The organism is Microbulbifer guangxiensis (genome assembly GCF_021729075.1).
GTDB classification, from domain to species: Bacteria; Pseudomonadota; Gammaproteobacteria; order Pseudomonadales; family Cellvibrionaceae; genus Microbulbifer; species Microbulbifer guangxiensis.
Window position 1 is genome coordinate 348,174 of the sequence record NZ_JAJSAQ010000003.1, and the last position, 18,925, is coordinate 367,098.

Annotated in this window: 13 protein-coding genes and 1 tRNA gene; 9 read left to right on the forward strand and 5 right to left on the reverse strand. The window is 59.2% G+C overall.

Annotated features, from left to right (window positions below; all coding sequences use genetic code 11):
- The first annotated feature begins 10 nt into the window (after positions 1–10).
- Positions 11–775, forward strand: coding sequence for a hypothetical protein (locus LVD12_RS08565; protein WP_237067284.1), 765 nt, complete (start codon positions 11–13; stop codon positions 773–775).
- Positions 776–863: 88 nt separating this feature from the next.
- Here LVD12_RS08565 and LVD12_RS08570 read toward each other — a convergent pair whose 3' ends face one another.
- Entirely contained in the window at positions 864–2,219 is a 1,356-nt protein-coding gene (locus tag LVD12_RS08570) for a slipin family protein (protein WP_237067285.1), read from the reverse strand.
- 145 nt (positions 2,220–2,364) lie between these two features.
- On the opposite strand from LVD12_RS08570, the gene LVD12_RS08575 reads away from it, so the two are divergent.
- Complete coding sequence (locus LVD12_RS08575; RefSeq protein ID WP_237067286.1) at positions 2,365–2,517, forward strand: hypothetical protein; 153 nt, start codon at positions 2,365–2,367, stop codon at positions 2,515–2,517.
- 88 nt (positions 2,518–2,605) lie between these two features.
- Here the strand turns inward: LVD12_RS08575 and LVD12_RS08580 are convergent.
- From LVD12_RS08580 to LVD12_RS08590, 3 genes are all read right to left on the reverse strand, one after another.
- Positions 2,606–2,677 (reverse strand) — tRNA-Lys (locus LVD12_RS08580).
- A gap of 788 nt (positions 2,678–3,465) precedes the next feature.
- Entirely contained in the window at positions 3,466–5,844 is a 2,379-nt protein-coding gene (locus LVD12_RS08585) for an autotransporter outer membrane beta-barrel domain-containing protein (protein ID WP_237067287.1), read from the reverse strand.
- 242 nt (positions 5,845–6,086) lie between these two features.
- Positions 6,087–8,072, reverse strand: coding sequence for a BCCT family transporter (locus LVD12_RS08590; RefSeq protein ID WP_237067288.1), 1,986 nt, complete (start codon positions 8,070–8,072; stop codon positions 6,087–6,089).
- Positions 8,073–8,186: 114 nt separating this feature from the next.
- Here LVD12_RS08590 and arfB point away from each other — a divergent pair, with 114 nt between their 5' ends.
- From arfB to LVD12_RS08610, 4 genes are all read left to right on the forward strand, one after another.
- Positions 8,187–8,603: an alternative ribosome rescue aminoacyl-tRNA hydrolase ArfB gene (arfB, locus tag LVD12_RS08595; protein ID WP_237067289.1), complete on the forward strand. Its 417-nt coding sequence runs from the start codon at positions 8,187–8,189 to the stop codon at positions 8,601–8,603.
- A 106-nt stretch (positions 8,604–8,709) separates the two neighbouring features.
- On the forward strand, positions 8,710–9,771 hold the full coding sequence (locus LVD12_RS08600) for an Ldh family oxidoreductase (protein ID WP_237067290.1): 1,062 nt from the start codon (positions 8,710–8,712) through the stop codon (positions 9,769–9,771).
- 14 nt (positions 9,772–9,785) lie between these two features.
- On the forward strand, positions 9,786–10,190 hold the full coding sequence (locus tag LVD12_RS08605) for a GFA family protein (protein ID WP_237067291.1): 405 nt from the start codon (positions 9,786–9,788) through the stop codon (positions 10,188–10,190).
- A complete protein-coding gene (locus LVD12_RS08610) occupies positions 10,187–10,783 on the forward strand; it encodes an HD domain-containing protein (protein WP_237067292.1) in 597 nt (198 codons plus the stop codon). The genes LVD12_RS08605 and LVD12_RS08610 overlap by 4 nt, the downstream gene beginning before the upstream one ends.
- A 258-nt stretch (positions 10,784–11,041) precedes the next feature.
- On the opposite strand, the gene LVD12_RS08615 is transcribed toward LVD12_RS08610, so the two are convergent.
- Positions 11,042–11,668 (reverse strand): DUF2799 domain-containing protein, encoded by a 627-nt coding sequence (locus LVD12_RS08615; protein WP_237067293.1) that lies wholly within the window; start codon positions 11,666–11,668, stop codon positions 11,042–11,044.
- A gap of 328 nt (positions 11,669–11,996) precedes the next feature.
- Here LVD12_RS08615 and LVD12_RS08620 point away from each other — a divergent pair, with 328 nt between their 5' ends.
- The 3 genes from LVD12_RS08620 (at position 11,997) to LVD12_RS08630 (ending at position 18,400) form a co-directional block, all read left to right on the forward strand.
- Positions 11,997–13,439: an amidase gene (locus LVD12_RS08620; protein WP_237067294.1), complete on the forward strand. Its 1,443-nt coding sequence runs from the start codon at positions 11,997–11,999 to the stop codon at positions 13,437–13,439.
- The gene (locus tag LVD12_RS08625) at positions 13,436–14,635 is read left to right on the forward strand and encodes a pyridoxal phosphate-dependent aminotransferase (protein WP_237067295.1); all 1,200 of its coding nucleotides are present in this window, start codon (positions 13,436–13,438) and stop codon (positions 14,633–14,635) included. Before LVD12_RS08620 ends, LVD12_RS08625 begins: the two co-directional genes overlap by 4 nt.
- A 1,359-nt stretch (positions 14,636–15,994) precedes the next feature.
- On the forward strand, positions 15,995–18,400 hold the full coding sequence (locus tag LVD12_RS08630; protein WP_237067296.1) for an outer membrane protein assembly factor BamB family protein: 2,406 nt from the start codon (positions 15,995–15,997) through the stop codon (positions 18,398–18,400).
- Positions 18,401–18,925: the final 525 nt, after the last annotated feature.

An 18,925-nucleotide genomic window follows, 5' to 3' on the forward strand; every position in this document is an offset into this window, starting at 1 on the left:
GCGGCGTGGCATGAGCAATGAGGACCGCCGCGGTGTGATCATTTTCGGCATGGGCGTTGCCATCCTGGTTGCGCTGGCCATTTTCATCCTGCAGGTGCTGCAGTCGCCGGAAAATGAGTATGACCGGGTGACCCTCTGTAACGAACGCCTCCCGCGGGCGGCCCACCACCTGATGATCATCGATGTCTCCGATGCGCTGTCGGCCCACCAGGCAAATTTCCTCAAGACCCATATCTCTGGCCTGCTGCAGGATGCCGGTGTCAACGACCGCTTTTCCATTTTCGTGCTGGACGAGAAGTATAGCGGTCTCTCGGAGCCGGTCGTCGATCTGTGCAAACCGCCTTCGGCAGACGATGCCGACATGCTGACCTCAAACCGCGTCTTTATCGAGCGACTCTATTCCGAGAGGTTTGCCACTCCGCTGGAAGCCGCTGTCGCCGCGGTGGTAGCCGGCAGCGAGCAGAAGGAGTCGCCGATCTTCGAAGCGCTGTCGGATGTGGCAGCCCTGCGGCGCATTGACCCGCGGGCAGGGGATGTGCGGTTGACCATCGTCAGCGACATGATCCAGAACTCCCGCGCCGGCTCGGTCTTCGATGCCGGTCCCAAGGCGATCGAGAACCTGCCGCTGGTCAACCTGCGGGGTGTGCGCACCAGGGTATTCTGGCTCGACCGGGAAAAATACAAGCGCTTCCAGACCGAGGCACTGGCCGGCAGCTGGGAGGACTACCTGGCGAGTGTGTCACAGTTTGAGCGGATTGAGCGCGTGAGGAATTGATGCGTCCGATGAGGGCAGGTGTTAACGATTCACAGCAGAAGCAGGGGAATGACGCCACCACCAATCAAGAATCAGTGGCAGCGACATTCTAGGTGGACGGCGGGCGCAGTTTCACCAGCTCGCCCAACAGTCCGTCCAGTCCGCCATAGACCGACAGGCGATCGATCTTTGCGGTGATGCGCTCCAGGGCCTCCAGCTCCTTCAGGCGCATGACAGTCGGGCTGTTTTCCATCATTTTGGCTGTGTTGTGCAGCGCGCGGGCAGCCTGGGTTTCCTCACGTCTGCGGATCAGGTTGGCCTCTGCCTCCTTCTGCGCCTCAACGACTCGGTTCAGGATCGACTTCATGTCACCGGGCAGGACAATATCCTTGACCCCGATGTCGATGACCTCAACCCCAACGGCATCGAGATCGCCATCGAGCAGCTCCCGCACGTCCCCGTTGAGTGCGCTTTTGTCCTCCAGCAGGGCATCCAGCGTGCGGGTACCTACGGCTTCACGCAGTGCGAGCTGTAATGCCCGGTATACATGGCTCTCGTAACCGCCGACTTCAGCCACACGCGCTGCATCCACCACGCGATAAGTGGCGGAGAGGTTTAGTCGCAGCGAGACCCGGTCCCGGGTCAGGATTTCCTGTCCACTCACTTCCACCATCTTCAGGCGCAGGTCCACCAGTGAGACAGCGATAGTGCGTCCGGGCCGCCAGAACGCGTAGTAACCGGGGTCGAGCCAGCCTTCCTCGCGCCCGTTGACGACCAGCAGGCCGCGATGCCGCTCTGGCACTTCGGTCAGAAACACCAGTTTTTTCACCCTTGCCTCGAGGGCCGCCGGCAAGTCGAATCGCAGGTCCCGCGCCAGGGTTTCCGGCAGCGCCTGGCTCTGGTGTAGGTCGATTTTCTCCACCCGCACGTTGCTGGCGGGGCCATCCCAGAGGACGATATCTGTGGCCGGCGGCAGGATGTCGTACAGGTGACCATCCCGATAGAGCAGGGCCACTTCATGGTCTGCCAACTCCAGGAGCTGGAAGAACGGTTCCAGCTGTGCTGTTTTCCGCACCAGGTACTTGAGTTTGGTGTCAGGAAATACCAGTCGCTCACGGATATCGTACTTGCTGGCCCGCAAAGCACCCCGGCCCTGCCATAGCGTTACTTCGGAGTCTGGCAGCAGCACGTCGTACAGCTCTTCGTCCCGGTAAATGAGGGCTACCTGAAACTCATTGGTTTCCACGCGCCACATAAACTCCGACAGTTCCGGGTGGCTACGGATCATGGATTTGAGCCCGGTGCGCTCGATTTCGAGCGTATCCAGGTCATACATCTCAACCGAAAACTGATGCCAGTACGGCAGACGAAGCCGGCCTGCCTCGAGCAGCTTGATGAAGCGACCATCCCTGAACAGCAGGGCCCGGTGGTTCTCAGGCACTTCAATCACTTTTCCCAACAACATGATTTCCTCCTTGTGCACTTGCCGTGGCAAGTTATTCCATTAAAAAGTAAGAGCCCCACCCGGCGCGGTAGTGGCTGCCGATTTTTGCAATCCAGGCCGCGGCACCCTGACTGCCAGGGTGCCTGGATGGGCCTGGGTGTGAGCGATGGCGATGCAGACTCGGCTGCATTTGGCACACTCGGTGCTGTACACCTTCCGTGGTGTCGCATTCGCTCTCGCCGTCCCATCTGGCATGGGCTGCATAGTGACCGGCAGCGATTACCTCCCGGTATCGGCCAACGTCCGTGGCCGACTGTGAGGCTCCAGTGTTTACGCACAATTTTTCTGTGGGGGGAGTTGCACCCCGGTCACGTGGACCCGCTATTCGGTCGATTTACAGTCGACTGGAGCTCTCATGGGATTCGAACCCATGACCGACGAGTTAAAAGCTCGTTGCTCTCCCTCTGAGCTAGAGAGCTGCGTTCATCGCATTCACAGCGGACGGTATACAAAGGGCCACTGGCCATTGCACCCGGCTGGCATACGGAACCAGGCCGGCAGTTCACAACTGAGAGCGATAAACCCGGGATTGGGATCATGGCGGCACGACACTGAGTCCACCAGGAGCCCAAAATAAAAAACCTGCCTGGGCCACCGGGCAGGTTTTTTCAGCGCAGCCGGCAGCGGGTTGCCGCCCGGGCGGCAACTACAGGAGGTAAACCTGCTGACAAAACATTGTCGGCAGGCGGTTGTGGCCATCTGTTGGCCAGAAGTTCAGTCTTATTCCTGAAATGTCGATTCCTCGTTGCAATCGGGCCGCACAAAAAAAAGAGGCCCGGAAATTTCTTTCCGGGCCTCTTTTGAGGGGGGATGCCGGAAAGGTTTTCACCTTCCCGGGCAGGGAAGGTAATTCAATCGCGCTTCTGGTTTGACCAGGAATAGCAGCTAATCCTGCACTGATAGTCCATAGGCATTACCATTGCAGTGAGACAAGTCGGGTGCGCCCCGCGCTTGCGTTGCCCGCTCAGATTTTCCTTTCTGTTTGGTATGCCTTGCATTGTTTGTCAGTCCAGCTTCAAAAATTTTTCCGGATACTACGCCCATGAGAAATGCTGTCAATCAAAAGATAGCATCTTGTGAAAACCTGCGTAGCAATGCGTGACAGTTGCTGAAAATAAAGCTGGTGGTGATGCGTCGTTGAAATTTTTGAGGGGGGTAAATAGCAAAAAAGTGCCCCGCAATGGGGGCACTTCTCTTTGGTGGGATATCAGAACAGATAATTCACGCTGACTGAACCGGTCTCCGACGTGGGCCGTGCGGTGTAGTTGGCGTTGAGGGCGAGGCGGCTGGCCGCCTGCCAGCGCAGGCCCACCATGGCACCGGCACCGTCCTCGAACAGGCCGACGCCCTCGCTGGCGTAACTGGGCATGGCATTCAGGTTGCCACCCATAGACTTCACGCCCACCTCCAGCGAATCCTCGTCGGTGCCGGTGGTGTCCTCATACCAGAGCTGGCCATAGGCACTGACACTGTCCCAGCTATGGCTGGCGAAGGCGCCCATACGCATGGTGGTGTAACGGCGCTCCTGGCTGCCGAAATGCATGCCGAACGGATCCTGCTCCGCGCCGCTGGCATCGGTGTAGGTGAAACCGGCAATGGCATCCTCGGTAAAGCCATCCACCTCAACGGTTGCCCGGGTGACGTTGGCGAAGGGGCCGAAGCGGGTGGGCCCGCCGAGGATATTGGCACCGGCAGTCATGCTCAGGGACAGGTTTTCGCCGGAAGTGGTGGCATCCAGGCTGGTGTTGAAGTTACTGCCCAGGCGGAAAGCACGACTGACATTGTCGTAGTCCGTATCCGTCATGGTCACGCTGGCATCCACGAACAGCACATCGTAGTGGAAGCGGCCAAAGACGCTGTAGTTGGTGGAGGTGGAGTCCACCATGGACCGGGCATTGTCGAGACTGATATCCGAGCGGCTCAGTGCAAAGCCCAGCTCCGCATTGGGGCGCAGGGCGTAGGTGGCACCGAGAATACCGCCGCTGCCATCGCCGCTCAGGTTGGGTGCGAAACCGCTGCTGTAGTCGGTGTTGCCGAACACACCGCCGACGAAGACGCCGGTCTGTGCATCGCTGTAGCGGGCGCCGAGCAGGTTCTCGTCCAGGGTATTGGTATGGGTGCGGGCAGCCTGTACACCGATATCCGGCAGTTGCCCCGCCACCTGGGAGGCGTTGACAACCGCGGTGTAGTAATCGGCCAGCATGTTCTGGGCGGCCTGGGTCGGGTGCACGGCATCGTTGAAGATCAGCTGGCTGTCATCCGGGGTTTCGCCGTTGATTCCATACACCGGATGTTCGATACAGCTGCCACTGCCGTCGTAGCAGAACTGGCTCTGGTTGAACTCACCGGAGAAACCGAGGGCCGCCGCGTTGGCCAGGGAAACCTTCAGTACACCATTCTGGTCGACCAGCAGCACGCCATCGATATCACCGGCCGCATTCATCAGGACACTGTTGAAACCGTCCACTGCCATGGCCGCCTGGGCCAGGGTGGACTGGATGGCAGCGTTCAGCTGTGCGTCCGCCTCTTCCTGAGTCAGCAGGCCGGCGGCGACCGCATTGGCCAGTTGTGCCGCTTCCGGGCTGGAGAGCACGGCCTGGCTGACCGCCGCAAACATGCCCGGCGTGCTGCTGATGTCGGGCACGTTCGAAACGAGGATGTAGTTGGCACCGGCATCGGACAGTGCCTGGGCGCCGTCGGCCAGCATCGTGGCCGCGGTCTGCACCTCGGCACCGAACTGGGCGCTGTCGATGGTGCCGGACAGCAGTGCGGTGAAACCACCGAGCAGATCGTTGCCGCCGCCGTTGATCCAATAGAGTGCCTTGCCGTCAGCGCGGCCGGCAGTAGTCTGCAGGTAGCCGAGGCCGAGTGGATGCGGGTTACCCGTAATACCGGAATCGGCAACGATGGCCGATGGAGCGGCGTCGATCTGTGCCTGTAGGGCATCGGCTTGCGCCGTGTAACCGGCAGCGGTGACCGTATCGCCCGCGGCTTCGAACTGCGCTGCAGCTTCGCGCAGCTGCGCGACGATTGCCGGTCCCTGTAACAGCAGCCCGAGAAGATCCAGGTTGGCATAGAGGCCAGTGCTGGTCTGCCGGGTCGGGTCCGGCAGCAGGGCACTGACAAAGTTGTGGTCGTTGACGTCCAGCGTCATGCCGTTCTGGGCCAGGTAATTGAAATAGCCCTCGGTGCCGAGAATGTTCAGCAGCACATCCGCGGCGCGGTGGCCGCCCACCGCCCAGCCACCACCCACATTGGGCAGTGCCGCCTGCACCTGCGCCGAGGCGGAGGCCAGCAATTCCTCCGGGCTGAGTAACGGATTCACTTCCGGCAGGCACAGGGCCAGGCCGCCACAGGATGGTGTCACCGGCCCGAGACCCAGCTGCTCGGACATGATGCTGATGGCCGCCTGCTTGTTGTCACCGCTGGTAAACACCCCGGCGTTGCCCACGTCGGTGAGGCTGTCGCCAAAGGCTATCACCTGGGAAAAAGCGGGTTCGCCTGCGGAGGCAAGGGCGCTGGCAAATGAGGTGGAAAATGAGGCAAGGGCAATGGCCGCAGCCAGGCTGCGTTTTACGTTGGGCATGGTTTTCTCCTGATCGCAGATTCACCGCGCCCATGAGCTGCCAGTCGCCCCGAGAGGGAGTCCATTCGCTGATACCGGGCGCAATTCGTTATTGTTTTATTCCTGCACCTCTAGGAATGCGATCAATACTAGCGGATTTGTTTCAGTCAGGAGAAGCGGTGGCAGCAGGGCTTTGTGTCCAACTGGTCACAATTGATGTGTCCGACTGGAGGGGAGATTTTTTGCCCTGCTGCCTCTCAGGATCAGCGCAATGCGTGCAGGTACTGCAGATGACGTTCGTACTGGGCGACCATATCGGTGAGTATCTGGTCCTTGGTCCAGCCCATGACGTCATAGTCCTGGCCACCCTCGAACAGATGGATATCCGCCCGGAAGTACACATCGCTGGAACCATCATCGTGGCTGTCGCTGAGCACCTTGTCGGGGTCATCAGTTTCCGGCTTGAGCGTGGCTTTGGGTTGAATACCGTAGATAAAGCTCAGCTCTTCCCCATGCAGCACTTCCAGCTCCACATAGTGATTCTCGCCCTCGGTCACCGTCGCCGTGTAACCACTTTTGCGCATCTCTTCGGCGAACTCCTCCAGCGAGGGCTTGCCCACCTCGCGGATAAACTGGTGCACCTCGGCCAGGGTGGGTAGCTTCAGCGCATTCTTCAGCCGCCGCTGCCAGACCACCGGATTGCGTGCACTGATCGGTGCCACCGGTGCGTGGCGGGAAATTTTCTTCATCGTATCCAGACGCAGTGCCTTGATCAGCCCGTAAGTCGCCACCAGCAAAATCGCCGAGAAGGGTAGGGCACTGACGATCACCGCCGTCTGCAGTGAGGCCAGGCCGCCGGCCAGCAGCAGGGCAATGGCCACCGCACCGATCAGGAAGCACCAGAAAATCCGTTGCCACAGCGGGGTATCGTCTCGTCCGCGGGAGGAGAGCATATTCACCACCAGCGCGCCGGAATCTGCCGAGGTGACAAAGAACACGATCACCATCAGCACTGCTACGAACGAGAACACCCCGGAGAAGGGGAACTGTTCCAGGAACTGGAACAGTGCCACCGACTGGTCCTTGGCCACGATCTCCCCGAGCTCTGTCAGGCCTTCGTTCAGGATCATGTGAATGGCGGAGTTGCCGAAAAAGGTCATCCACAGCAGCGTCACAGCGGCGGGCACCAGCATCGCGCCCATCACGAATTCGCGAATGGTGCGCCCGCGGGAAATCCGCGCAATAAACAGCCCCACAAACGGCGACCAGGACATCCACCAGCCCCAGTAGAGGATGGTCCAGCCGCCGAGCCAGTCCGTCGGCTGGTAGGCGTAGAGGTTGAAGGTCTTGTTGATGAGTACTGAAAGGTAATTACCGAAGTTCTGCACGAAGGCCTGCAACAGGTAAACGGTGCTGCCCAGCAGCAGCACCATCACCAGCAGGATGCCCGCCAGCGTCATGTTGAGTTGCGACAGCCGTTTGATGCCCGCATCCAGTCCCATAACAACGGAGATGGTGGCAAGGATCGTCGTGACGATAATCAGGCCCACCTGCACCCCGCTGCCCACTGGCAGCCCGAACAGGTGGTGGAGGCCGGAGTTGATCTGCAATACCCCGTAACCGAGCGTCGTCGCCACACCGCAGACGGTACCCACAATGGCAAACACATCCACCGCATGGCCGATTGGCCCGTGCACGCGCTCACCGATCATCGGGTAGAGTGCCGAGCGCAGGGTAAGGGGCAGGTTGTGACGATAACTGAAATAAGCGAGGATCATCGCCACAATGGCGTAGATGGCCCAGGCATGAAAACCCCAGTGGAAGAACGTCAGCACCATGGCCTGACGCGCAGCCTCCACCGTGCCGGTGTCGCCTATCGGTGGATTGAGGTAATGCATGACCGGCTCTGCCACGCCAAAGAACAGCAGGCCGATACCCATCCCCGCAGAAAACAGCATGGCAAACCAGGAACCAAACCCGTAGTCTGGCTCGATATGTTCCGGGCCGAGCTTGACGCTGCCGAGACTGGAGATGCCGATGACCAGCACGCTGATCAGGATGATCGCCACCACCAGCACGTAGTACCAGCTCCAGTAATCGACCACCCACGTCTGCATCTGTTCAAAGAAACTGGTGGCACTTTCTGGAAAGAGCACGGCAAAGGCGACCAGTAGCAGGAGCACACCGGTTGCGGTGTAAAAAACCGGAGGGTCGAAGTGTGCGAGCTGCTGGGGCTTTTTCTCGGTCATAGCGCGTTTACCACTTAAAATGCTGTTACGCGAAAAGTAAAATTTTGCGCCTATCGGACTCAGCATAGACAATGGTGATCGTTATCAGGCGGCTGAATAAAAAATGAATCTGAAATGCTAAAAGTGACTAACAACCTGGCGATTCCCCTCGAAGAAATCGAGATGAATGCCGTGCGCGCGCAGGGCGCTGGCGGGCAGAACGTCAACAAGGTGGCGAGCGCGATTCACCTGCGCTTCGATATCCCGGCGTCGTCCCTGCCGGAAGAAGTAAAGGCGCGCCTGCTGGCGCAGGGGGATCAGCGGATCTCCACTGACGGTGTTATCGTGATCAAGGCCCAGCGTTTCCGCACCCAGGAAAAGAACCGCAGCGATGCGCTGGAGCGGCTGCGGGAACTGGTGGCCAGCGCTACCCGCACCCGCAAGAAGCGCGTCGCCACCAAGCCATCTCGCGCATCGAAAGAGCGCCGCCTGAAGCAGAAAACCCGGCGCGGGCAGATCAAGTCCATGCGCGGCAAGGTGAAGGATCACTGATCCGAGCGCCCCGTGCCGACGCGTTGTTTCCGCAACAGCTGTTTCGGCAACAATAGAAACAGCAGCAGTCAAAAGAACCCATTGGAATTCCGCAAAGGAGGATGTCATGAGCCACCGCTACGCCGCCGAAGACCTGCACGCCTTCGTCACCCAGCTGTTCCACCGCGCGGGGCTTTCGGAAGAGCGCGCCGCCGTGATGGCCAACATCTTCCTGCAGGCCGACCTGCTGGGGTTCACTACCCACGGGCTCAACCGCGTTTCCAGCAACCTGAGCTGGCTGATCAATGGCGATACGCGCAAAGATGGCGAGCCGGAGGTGCTCTCGGATCGCGACAGTTGCTTTAACTGGGACGCCAACTTCCTGCCCGGCCCCTGGGTGCTGTCTCAGGCGGTCGGTCAGGCCCTGCAACGGGTGGAAGAGCACGGCGTTGTGACCGCCACCATTCGCCGCAGCCAGCATATCGCCTGCCTCGCCGCCTACCTGCCACCGATTATCGAAAAGGGCTGTGTGGGCATTCTCACCTGCTCCACCCCGGCCGAGCGCACCGTATCACCGCAGGGCAGCCGCGATGCCCTTTTCTCCGCCAACCCCATCGCCTTCGCCGCCCCGGCCGGTGAATACCCGCTGCTGTTCGATATCAGCATGTCGGTTACCGCCGGCGGTTATGTCTCCCGGGCCAAGCGGGAAAAGCGCCTGCTGCCCACCGAGTGTCTCAAGGACAGCCAGGGCCAGCTCTCCAACGATCCGGCGGCTTTCGAAGACGGCGGCAGCATCCTGCCGGTGGGCGGTGCCGACCACGGTTACAAGGGCGCCGCGCTCAGCGCCATGCTGGAAGTGCTGTCCATGGCGCTCAGCGGTTACGGCCGCGGTGACGAGCAGTCCACCCACGACGACGAGGCCAACTCCATATTCCTGCAGGTCATCGACCCGTCTGCCTTCGGCAAGGCGGCCGACTTCCTGCGCCAGACCACCGCACTCTGCAACCTGTGGGAATCCTGCCGTCCCGACGAGGGCAGCGACAGCGCCGTGCGCGTCCCCGGCCAGCGCGCCTGGAGCGACCGTGCCCGCCAGCTGGAAGAGGGCGTGGAACTGTATCCGTCCATCATGGACGACCTGGAACCCTGGGCGGACAAACTCGATGTGATCGCCCCGCGGCCCCTCGATTGAGAAGGGAAAACAGTTTGATCAGAAAAATCGGGCCGACGGAGATTCGTCCCCTGCACAAAGCCAGTTGCCATTGCGGCGCAGTGGAACTGGAGCTGAGCCTGCCAGAGGGCATCGTCGACCCGCGCCGCTGCGACTGCTCCCTCTGTCGCCGCCGCGGTGCCATCGCGGCATCCGTGCCGCTGTCCGGGATTCGTATCGTCAAAGGGCACGAACAGCTGCGGCTGTACCAGTTCAATACCCATACCGCGAAGCACTACTTTTGCGGCAACTGCGGCGTCTACACCCATCACCAGCGCCGTTCCAACCCGGAGCAGTACGGCTACAACCTGGCCTGCCTGGAGGGAGTGAATCCCTTTGACCTGGGAGAGGTGCCGGTGATGGACGGCGTGAATCACCCCTCGGACAGGGAGGCGATGTGAGCAGGGCCGATACGCTTCAGGCCATCGAGCAGACCCTCGCCTTCGTCGTGGAAATCGAAAAGCTCAAAGCCGTCATCCGCAATACCCGACCGGTCGGGCTGGATCGCTACGAGAATTCCGCCGAGCACAGCTGGCATGTGTGCCTGACCGCGCTGATGCTGAAGGACTTCGCCGATGAGGCTATCGATATCGACCGGGTGATCCGCATGTTGCTGATCCACGACCTGGGGGAGATCGATGCGGGCGATACCATCATCTACGCCAGCGAAACGCCGGAGCAGAAAGATGCCGAGGCGGAAGGGGTAAAGCGCATCCTCGCTATGCTGCCCGGGAACCAGGCACAGGAATACTTTGCCTTGTGGCAGGAGTTCGAAGCGGGTGAAACCGCGGACTCCCGCTATGCCCGCGCCGTGGACCGGGTGCCGCCGCTGCTGCACAACCTGCACGGCGGTGGCCACAGCTGGCGCGATCACAATGTGCCGAAGGAGAAGGTGCTGCAACTCAACAGTCGCATCGGCAAGGGCAGTCGGGCGCTGTGGGAAGTATTGAAAGCGCGGCTCCAGGGGGCCGTGGAAGAGGGGATTCTGAAATAGCTCGGTAATTAAGAATTAAGCGCTTTGTACCCGGTTGTTCAAAGAGTCAAAGGGTAGGGGCTAAGGCAATGCGGCAGGGCGGGTATTTCGAACCGTCGGCGACAGGACGTCGCCGCCGGAGCGTGCAGGGATGCATTCACAGCGTTTCGAAATACCCGTCCTGGCGCGTTGTCGCCACTAGACTCAGCACTGGAGCGACGGTGTGGGAAACAATCCAGCTGCCGCTGCGCGCATTTCCGGCCTCATTTAATCTTGTCGCTACTTGTAAGGCGTGCGCATCTCCACCTCATGGAAGGCCGCCTCGCGCAGGGCCAGTTCATGCTCCATGTCCTCGATTTCATGCTCCAGATCGCTGTGGCGGGTCTTGAGGCGGGCGATGTCGGCCAGCAGCTCGATGCGCTCTTCCTTGGTAGCCTCGTCGCTGACCAGGTGGGCACTCATCTCGGTGATGTCGTCGAGAATATTTTCGCGCTCGTTGTGGGCGCTCTGGATGGCGTTGGCTACCTCGTTGACGGCCCGCTGCGCCTCGTAGAGTTCGCGCCCGGATTCGTAACCCACCAGGAACAACCCCTCCAGGTCCCGCGGGCACACACCACCGTAAGTGCCACCGGCACGGCCGGTGCGGAAGCCGCGCATCTCGGTGCAGTAGAGTTCCAGCCCCTCATCGCGGCCGGCCCGGTAGGCATTGGCATCCGGCTGCACGCCGTGGTCGGCACAGGCCTGGCGGCGCTTGCCCAGCATGGCCACCGCCTGCCCGGCGGCGCCGTCTTCATAGCCGATGGCATGCCAGTCGGCGGTGATGCATTCCTCTTCGCTCATGGTGGCGCAGCCGCCCAGCAGCAGGGCGATGATCGCCAGGACGGCGATGCTCTTGGCAGTGTTCACGATATTCCCTTCCCCAGTTACCGTGATGATTAAGGCGCCTAAGGTATCGCACTGCAGCTGACTGCAGCCTGAAGGAATCGCGGAAAGCGTGATGCTCGTCACAAATTTGTCGGAACTGGGGCGGTTGAGGGTCAGGGGAAGGGAGCCCACTCGGGGTGACGGCGTGGCGGATAAATCATCTTTGCTGCAACCGCTGGCGTGGTCCACGTCGACAACAAAAAATCGGGGCGTCTAATTCAACGTTAACAGGCCCGAAATCGCGCCACACAGGTCTAGGATAGGGGGGCAATGAAAAGAACAGACAACAGATAAGGAAGAGGACACGCGGATGAATGATTTCGTCGCCATGACCGCTCTCGAACTGCTGCAAGGCTACCGGGACAAATCATTTTCCCCCGTCGAGGTAACCGAGGCGCTGCTCAAACAGATTGAGCGCTGTAACCCCGCAGTGAATGCCTACAACCTGGTGGATCGGGACACCACCCTGGAGTTTGCCCGCGCCTCTGAGCAGCGCTACCAGAGCGGCGAAACCATGGGCCAGCTGGACGGCGTGCCGGTGGCAATCAAGGACGTGTTCCTCACACCCATGTGGCCCACCCTCAAGGGCTCCAAAACCATCGATCCCAAGTCGACCCTGAACAAATCCGCGCCCGCCGTGGCGGCACTGGAGCGCAACGGCTATGTGCCCCTGGGCAAGACCACCACACCGGAATTCGGCTGGAAGGGCGTCACCGACAACCCCATCGACGGTGTCACCTGCAACCCGTGGAACCCGGACAAGACCGCCGGCGGTTCCAGCGGCGGCAGTGCCGCCGCCGTGCCCCTGGGCATGGGCCCGCTGGCCTTGGGCACCGATGCCGGTGGTTCCATCCGCATTCCCGCCGGTTTCTGCGGCCATGTGGGCCTGAAACCCAGCTTCGGCGAAGTGCCGCACTGGCCCGCCAGCCCCTTCGGCACCCTGGCCCACGCCGGCCCCATGACCTGGACCGTGGCGGACTGCGCACTGATGATGAACGTGCTCAGTGAGGCCGATGACCGCGACACTAACGCCGTGCCGCGCCGCAACATCGACTACCTGAGTGCCATCCGCGGTGAACCGGGTGAACTGCTGAAAGGCCTGAAAATCGCCTTCAGTGCCACCCTCGGCTACGTGCAGGTGGACCAGGAAGTGGAAGAGTCGGTGCGCAAGGCCGTGCACCTGCTGCAGTCCCTCGGTGCAGACGTGGTGGAAGTGGCACCGGGCTTCGACGACCCGCTGGCGCCGTTCGGCCACCTGTTCTACGGCGGTGCCGCCAATGCCCTGCGCGACCTGAACAAGCGCCAGCGCGAACTGATGGACCCGCAGCTGGTGGCCGTATCGGAAAAGGCCGCGCAGCTCTCTATGCTCGATTACCTCGGTGCCGTGAACGAGCGCATGGTGCTGTGCGAGCGCATGGTCAACTTCCACCGCAAATACGACCTGCTGCTCACGCCCACGCTGCCCATTACTGCGTTCAAGGCCGGGCGCGAGGTGCCGGAAGACTGGCCCAGCACGCGCTGGCCGTCCTGGACGCCGTTCACCTATCCCTTCAACCTCACCGGCCAGCCGGCCCTGTCGGTGCCGTGCGGATTCTCCAGCGATGGCCTGCCCATCGGCCTGCAGATCGTCGGGCGCAAATTCGATGATGCCACCGTGCTGCGCGCCGGCCAGGCCTATCAGCTGGCAGCACCGCTCACCGACAAGCGCCCCGAGCTCTTCTACGCAAACGCAACGGAAGGAGCACAGGTGTGAGTCGGCTGGATTTTGACTTCTACGAATCGGAAGATCCGGTCTGGAACCCGGCGCTGCTGACCATTCCGGTGCCGGGTATCCGCAAGATGGTGAACCTGGCGGCCACCATGGACGATGTCATTCACCTGTCCATCGGCCAGCCGGATGCACCGACGCCGCCGCACGTGGTGCAGGCCACCATCGATGCGCTGGAAGCGGGGCAGACCGGTTACACCATGGATGCCGGTCTGCCGGAACTGCTGGACGCGCTGGCAGAGTACAACAGCGAGCGCTACGGCCGGCCCATCAGCCCGGAAAACATTCTCGTCACCACCGGTGCCACCGAGGCCATTTACCTGGCACTTACGGCGGTGTCGGCGCCGGGGCGGGAATTCATCGTGCCGGATCCCTCCTTCATGCTCTACGCACCGCTGATCCGCATGAACGGCGGCGAGGTGAAATACATCCCCACACGGGCGGAAAACAATCACCAGCTGGACCCGCAGGAAGTCATCGACGCGATCGACAACAACACCCACGCGATCATCCTGAACTCGCCCAGCAACCCCACCGGCACGGTTTACCCGCGCGAGACGGTGGAAGCCATCGTGCAGGAGGCCGCCTACCGCGGCATCTATGTGCTGAGCGACGAGGTCTACGATCACCTGATCTACGACAACCGCGACTACGCCAGCGTGCTGTCCTGTTGCTCCGATCTCGACCACGTAATGATCATGAGCAGCTTCTCCAAAACCTTCAGCATGGCCGGCATGCGCATCGGCTGGCTCATCGCCAGCCAGGGCGCCATCCGCAAATTGCGCCGCTACCACATGTTCACCACCACGGTAGCGAACACGCCCTGCCAGTGGGCAGGCGTTGCAGCCTTGCGCGGTGATCGCTCCTTCGTCGATCGCACCATCGAAACCTACCGCCAGCGCCGCGACCGATTGGTGGAACTCGTCAACCAGACGCCGTATCTGGAAGGCTACACCCCCGAGGGCGCCTTCTATTTATTCCCCGCGCTGCCCGAAGGGGTCAACGGCAACAACGTCGCCCTGCGCATGCTGCGGGAAACCGGCGTCTGCACCATCGCCGGCGACACCTTCGGCGAATCCTGCCGCAACGCCATCCGCATCAGCTACGCCACCTCGATTGAAAACATCGAGCGCGCGTTCGAGCGGATTATTCCGTGGATGGAGAAGCAGGACTTCGGCTAGCACCACTCGTCATGCCGGTGCAGGCCGGCATCCATAGACCTCAGGGTCCGCCAAACCTCTGGAACTGGACCCCGGATCAAGTCCGGGGTGACGGCATTGGATGTTCCAGTGTCATATGGCCGGGCCACCCCTCTGTCGTCATACCGGCGAAGGCCGGTATCCATGGACCTCAGGGTCCCTCCAAACGGCTGCAACTGGACCCCAGATCGAGTCCGGGGTGACGGTAATGGTTGTTGCCGTGTCATGTTGTCGGACCACCCGTCAGCCGTCATGCCGGCGTAGGCCGGTATCCATGGACCTCAGGCTCCCCCCACACCTCGCAACTGGACCCCAGATCGAGTCCGGGGTGACGGTAGTGGTTGTTTCCTTGTCATGTTGCGGGGCTAAGCCTGTGTCGTCATGCCGGCGCAGGCCGGCATCCAAGCCCCCATGAGTTGTCGGAACCCGTGGTGGCCCATGGATCCCGGATCAAGTCCGGGATGACGACATAAGTTGCTGCCGTGTCATGTTGTCGGGCCAGCCCTCAGTAGTCCGCTACCTCTCAGTCGTCATGCCGGCGCAGGCCGGCATCCAAAGCCCAATAAGCCATCAGAACCTGTAGTGACCCGTGGATCCCGGATCGCGCCCGGGATGACGACGGAGGGCTTTCCACGCTCTGTCGTCATGCCGACGCAGGCCGGCATCCAAGCCCCCGTGAGGTGTCAGAACCCGTAGTGGCCCATGGATCCCGGGTGGAGTCCGGGATGACGGCATTGGTTGTTGCCATGTCATGCGGTCGGACTAGACCTCTCAGTCCTCATGCCGGCGACTCGTTAGAGTAGCGAAGCTCACGCCGGTATCCATAGACCTCAGGATCCCCAAAACTTTGCAACTGGACCCCGGATCAAGTCCGGGGTGACGGCATTGGTTGTTGCGGTGTCATGTGGCCGGTCCACTCCACAGTCGTCATGCCGGCGAAGGCCGGCATCCAGTGACCATGGTTCCAGTGCGTGCTCAATGGTTTAGAGCGAACTCGGCTCGTGTAACTTCAGATCTTGTCCACGCATGGGCAATGCATGGCAGCCGTTCAATCAATTGTTTAATTCCTCCAGCTAGAAATCCGCTGGGTGTCCGTTATGCAAACTCGAATAAGAATAATAAATATGTCTGCGTGGATATAAAGAAATGGGACGTTCGTTGAGTTTTTGTGTGTGCATTGATATCCGTAATCGAAAAATTATTCGGAAAAAATAAAATTTGACTGAATTTTTGTTTTTAACATTGAAACAAAGTTAGAAATTAATACTATCCATCCCTGAAGCGGACTTGGGGTCTGCATTCCGTAAATAAGAATATTTATTCGATTTTTTAGGGGGGGATATGCCGGGGTCCATTATTGGCCGGCTGGGTCGGCGCGTGCGTGCCAAATATGTGGAGTCACTTTTCAAAGTTACCGCAATAGCGCTCTCGGTTGGAATGGCGGTAGGCGCTTTTGCCGGAGAGTTCCCGGTTTCAGCTGAGCAATCTGTCGTCCGCGACCGCGGTAAGCCGGCAACCAAGATCATTCCCTTCAATGCTCCGAAAGCAGGTGAACACTACTACCTGCGCATCTATAACGGTAGTGGAGCGAAGTCTCTTGTCACTGCCGGTAGTGTCTCTGTAAACGGCAACGTCGTACTCGCTAATCATGATTTTAATAACAACTCCGAGTTTTTCGAGATTCCGTTGAATCTCGGGCTACAAAACAAACTCGAGATAACTCTCAGTGGCAGCCCTGGTAGCGGCTTTCACGTTGAGGTGATCGGGGTGGATGAGGTGAGCCCAGAGATTACCGCCGAGATTTCTCCAAGCGCAAACACGTTCGGTTGGCACAGCAGTGATGTGCTGGTGACCTTTGCATGTTCCGATGATCTGAGCGGCGTCGCAAGTTGCAGTGACCCGATAACGATCAGTAGTGAGGGAAATGACCAGAAGGTGACAGGCACAGCTACCGATGTCGCCGGCAACAGGGCAGAAATACAGGCTGCTGTCAGTCTCGATAAAACTCCGCCCTCCCTAGAGCCATCCGTCGCGCCCCAGCCAAACAGCGCTGGATGGCACAGGGATCAGGTGACAGTTAGTTACCGGTGTGCGGATGCCCTTAGCGGTATAGCTGAATGCCCGGCATCAGTACAGCTGGAAGACGAGGGCGCGGATCAACCAGTCAAAGCGAGTGCCACTGATATCGCCGGGAACCGCGTGAGTGCGGAAACCTTGCTTAGCATCGATACAACATCTCCAACAGTAACTGCTGAATTAGTAGCACCACCAAATGCAGAGGGCTGGCATCGGGAGCCGGTTATGGTGACGTTCAACTGCTTCGATGCGCTTAGCGGTATGGATAGCTGCCCCGAACCAGTGTTGGTTTCCGATGATGGTGAAAGCCAGGCAATCACAGGCAGTGCAACGGACGTGGCTGGAAATACAGGGTCTGCAGAGATCATAGTCAGTCTCGACCAGGTCGCTCCGGAGCTGAGCTTTGTATCTCCGGCAGATGGTGATCTGCTAAGCGAGCCTAACCCTCAAATCACGCTGATCTTCTCCGATAACCTCGCTATCGATGTTGACAGCCTGCAAGTTTATGTGGACAGCGCGCCAGTCGAAAGCTGCCAGGTAGTGGGGCAGCAAGCGACCTGTATTCCGGCTAACCCGATTAGTGGCGAGACTGAAATCTCACTGGTGGCCAGTATTGGGGATCTGGCAGGTAACAATCGAGAGGTAAGAGTAACGACCGCATTAGATTCCGATAGCGATAGCGTCGCAGATTTTGTTGACGCCTGCCCCGCTACCGCCGTGTTCCACTCCACTGATAGCAATGGCTGTGCCGCGGAACAGCGTGATAGCGATGGAGATGGTGTCGATGATGCGGCTGAAATCGCCGCGGGCACTGATCCAGATGATCCCAGCAGCTTTCCCGAGCTCGAAATAGAGAGATTTGTTGCCTCTCCCGGGACCGTCGCGGGTCCGGGTGGCAGCGTTGAGCTACGCTGGCGCGTCATTGGTGCACAGCGAATCGAACTGAGCCGCGACGATGGTGGAGAGCCCATAGTTGAGCTGGATGCCGAGGGTGCGATTGTAGTCAGTCCGAAGATCAGCACAAATTTCACACTTACCGCGCAGGGTCCTTCCGGTGAGACTCGCCAGGTCCTGACAGTGACAGTGGAGCAGTCACCACCCCCGCAGCGTTGGACCACGCCAAGTATCCCGGTAAAAGAACAGATAGCCACCTCACTCGCAGTGGGCGGCGATGGCAGTGCTTACATGAGCACCTTTGATGGACACTTCTATAAAGTTGATCCCCGCGGTCAGGTTGAATGGGTGTTGAGGGATTTTGGTTTGGTTATGGGGAAAGCCTCAGTTAGTCCGGAGCGCATAATCGTCGGTTCCAATATCAGTGGCAGTGGTCATCAAGAGAATGCTGGCCGTGTTTACGCACTGTCTCCGGACAAGACGCTATTGTGGCAGTTCGACACTGAGGGAGCCGTTTTAGCCAGCCCACTATTAAACGACGACCAAACACTGACTTACATCGTTACTTACAGCGGCAATATCTATGCGCTTAAGAGCGAAAGTGGTCAGCAGGTTTGGGGGTTCAAACTGCCGGCAGGTCAGTTCGTATCGTCCACTCCAGTGCTTTCTGGGACGAATCTGATAGTGCATACAGAGTCACAGAAGATCTTTGCGCTTGCGACAGGTGGCTCAGTTGGCGAAGACCGTATTATTTGGAAAAGAAAGCTAAGCCAGTAACTTCTTTCCAAAATATCTGCTTTATTTTAAAAGCTATTTCGATTTCTGTTAATAATTTTAAAGACTGAGAAATCAGCATGGGAAGGCTGATTTATAAAAGGTAATAAGGTCGATTTTATGTTCGGTAGGGATATCGTCGCTAATCGGTATGTATTTCTTTTTGGCGCTGTAATATTGAGCTTGGCAAATTATGCGTCCGCATGGCCTCCAAGTCTAATTTTGAGTGATGACGGCTATAGTCTTGATGGAGATTATGACGTTGCTTTAAGCGCTAACACCCCTGCTGTCCCACCCGAGGCAGGTGTTAAAAATGTTTATCGAATCTATGAAAAGGCCGAAAATGAAACGAAATGGCGTGTCATAGGTGCTAAGGTTTCCAGTGTTTCCTCAAGTATTTCCATTAGCCTCTCTAAAGGTAATGGTGAGTATAAATACAAAGGGGAGGTGGAAAGATATTGTGAAGATAATGTTCTATGTGCGCATTTTGGTCAAGTTGGATATGAAAGTGCAGAGACTGCAGAAAAA

What these genes read in the sequence shown, in the direction of transcription:
- LVD12_RS08565 (WP_237067284.1), top strand. Translation starts at nt 11, where the DNA reads ATGAGCAATGAGGACCGCCGCGGTGTGATCATTTTCGGCATGGGCGTT.
- LVD12_RS08570 (WP_237067285.1), bottom strand. Translation starts at nt 2,219, where the DNA reads ATGTTGTTGGGAAAAGTGATTGAAGTGCCTGAGAACCACCGGGCCCTG.
- LVD12_RS08575 (WP_237067286.1), top strand. Translation starts at nt 2,365, where the DNA reads ATGGCGATGCAGACTCGGCTGCATTTGGCACACTCGGTGCTGTACACC.
- LVD12_RS08585 (WP_237067287.1), bottom strand. Translation starts at nt 5,844, where the DNA reads ATGCCCAACGTAAAACGCAGCCTGGCTGCGGCCATTGCCCTTGCCTCA.
- LVD12_RS08590 (WP_237067288.1), bottom strand. Translation starts at nt 8,072, where the DNA reads ATGACCGAGAAAAAGCCCCAGCAGCTCGCACACTTCGACCCTCCGGTT.
- arfB (WP_237067289.1), top strand. Translation starts at nt 8,187, where the DNA reads ATGCTAAAAGTGACTAACAACCTGGCGATTCCCCTCGAAGAAATCGAG.
- LVD12_RS08600 (WP_237067290.1), top strand. Translation starts at nt 8,710, where the DNA reads ATGAGCCACCGCTACGCCGCCGAAGACCTGCACGCCTTCGTCACCCAG.
- LVD12_RS08620 (WP_237067294.1), top strand. Translation starts at nt 11,997, where the DNA reads ATGAATGATTTCGTCGCCATGACCGCTCTCGAACTGCTGCAAGGCTAC.
- LVD12_RS08630 (WP_237067296.1), top strand. Translation starts at nt 15,995, where the DNA reads ATGCCGGGGTCCATTATTGGCCGGCTGGGTCGGCGCGTGCGTGCCAAA.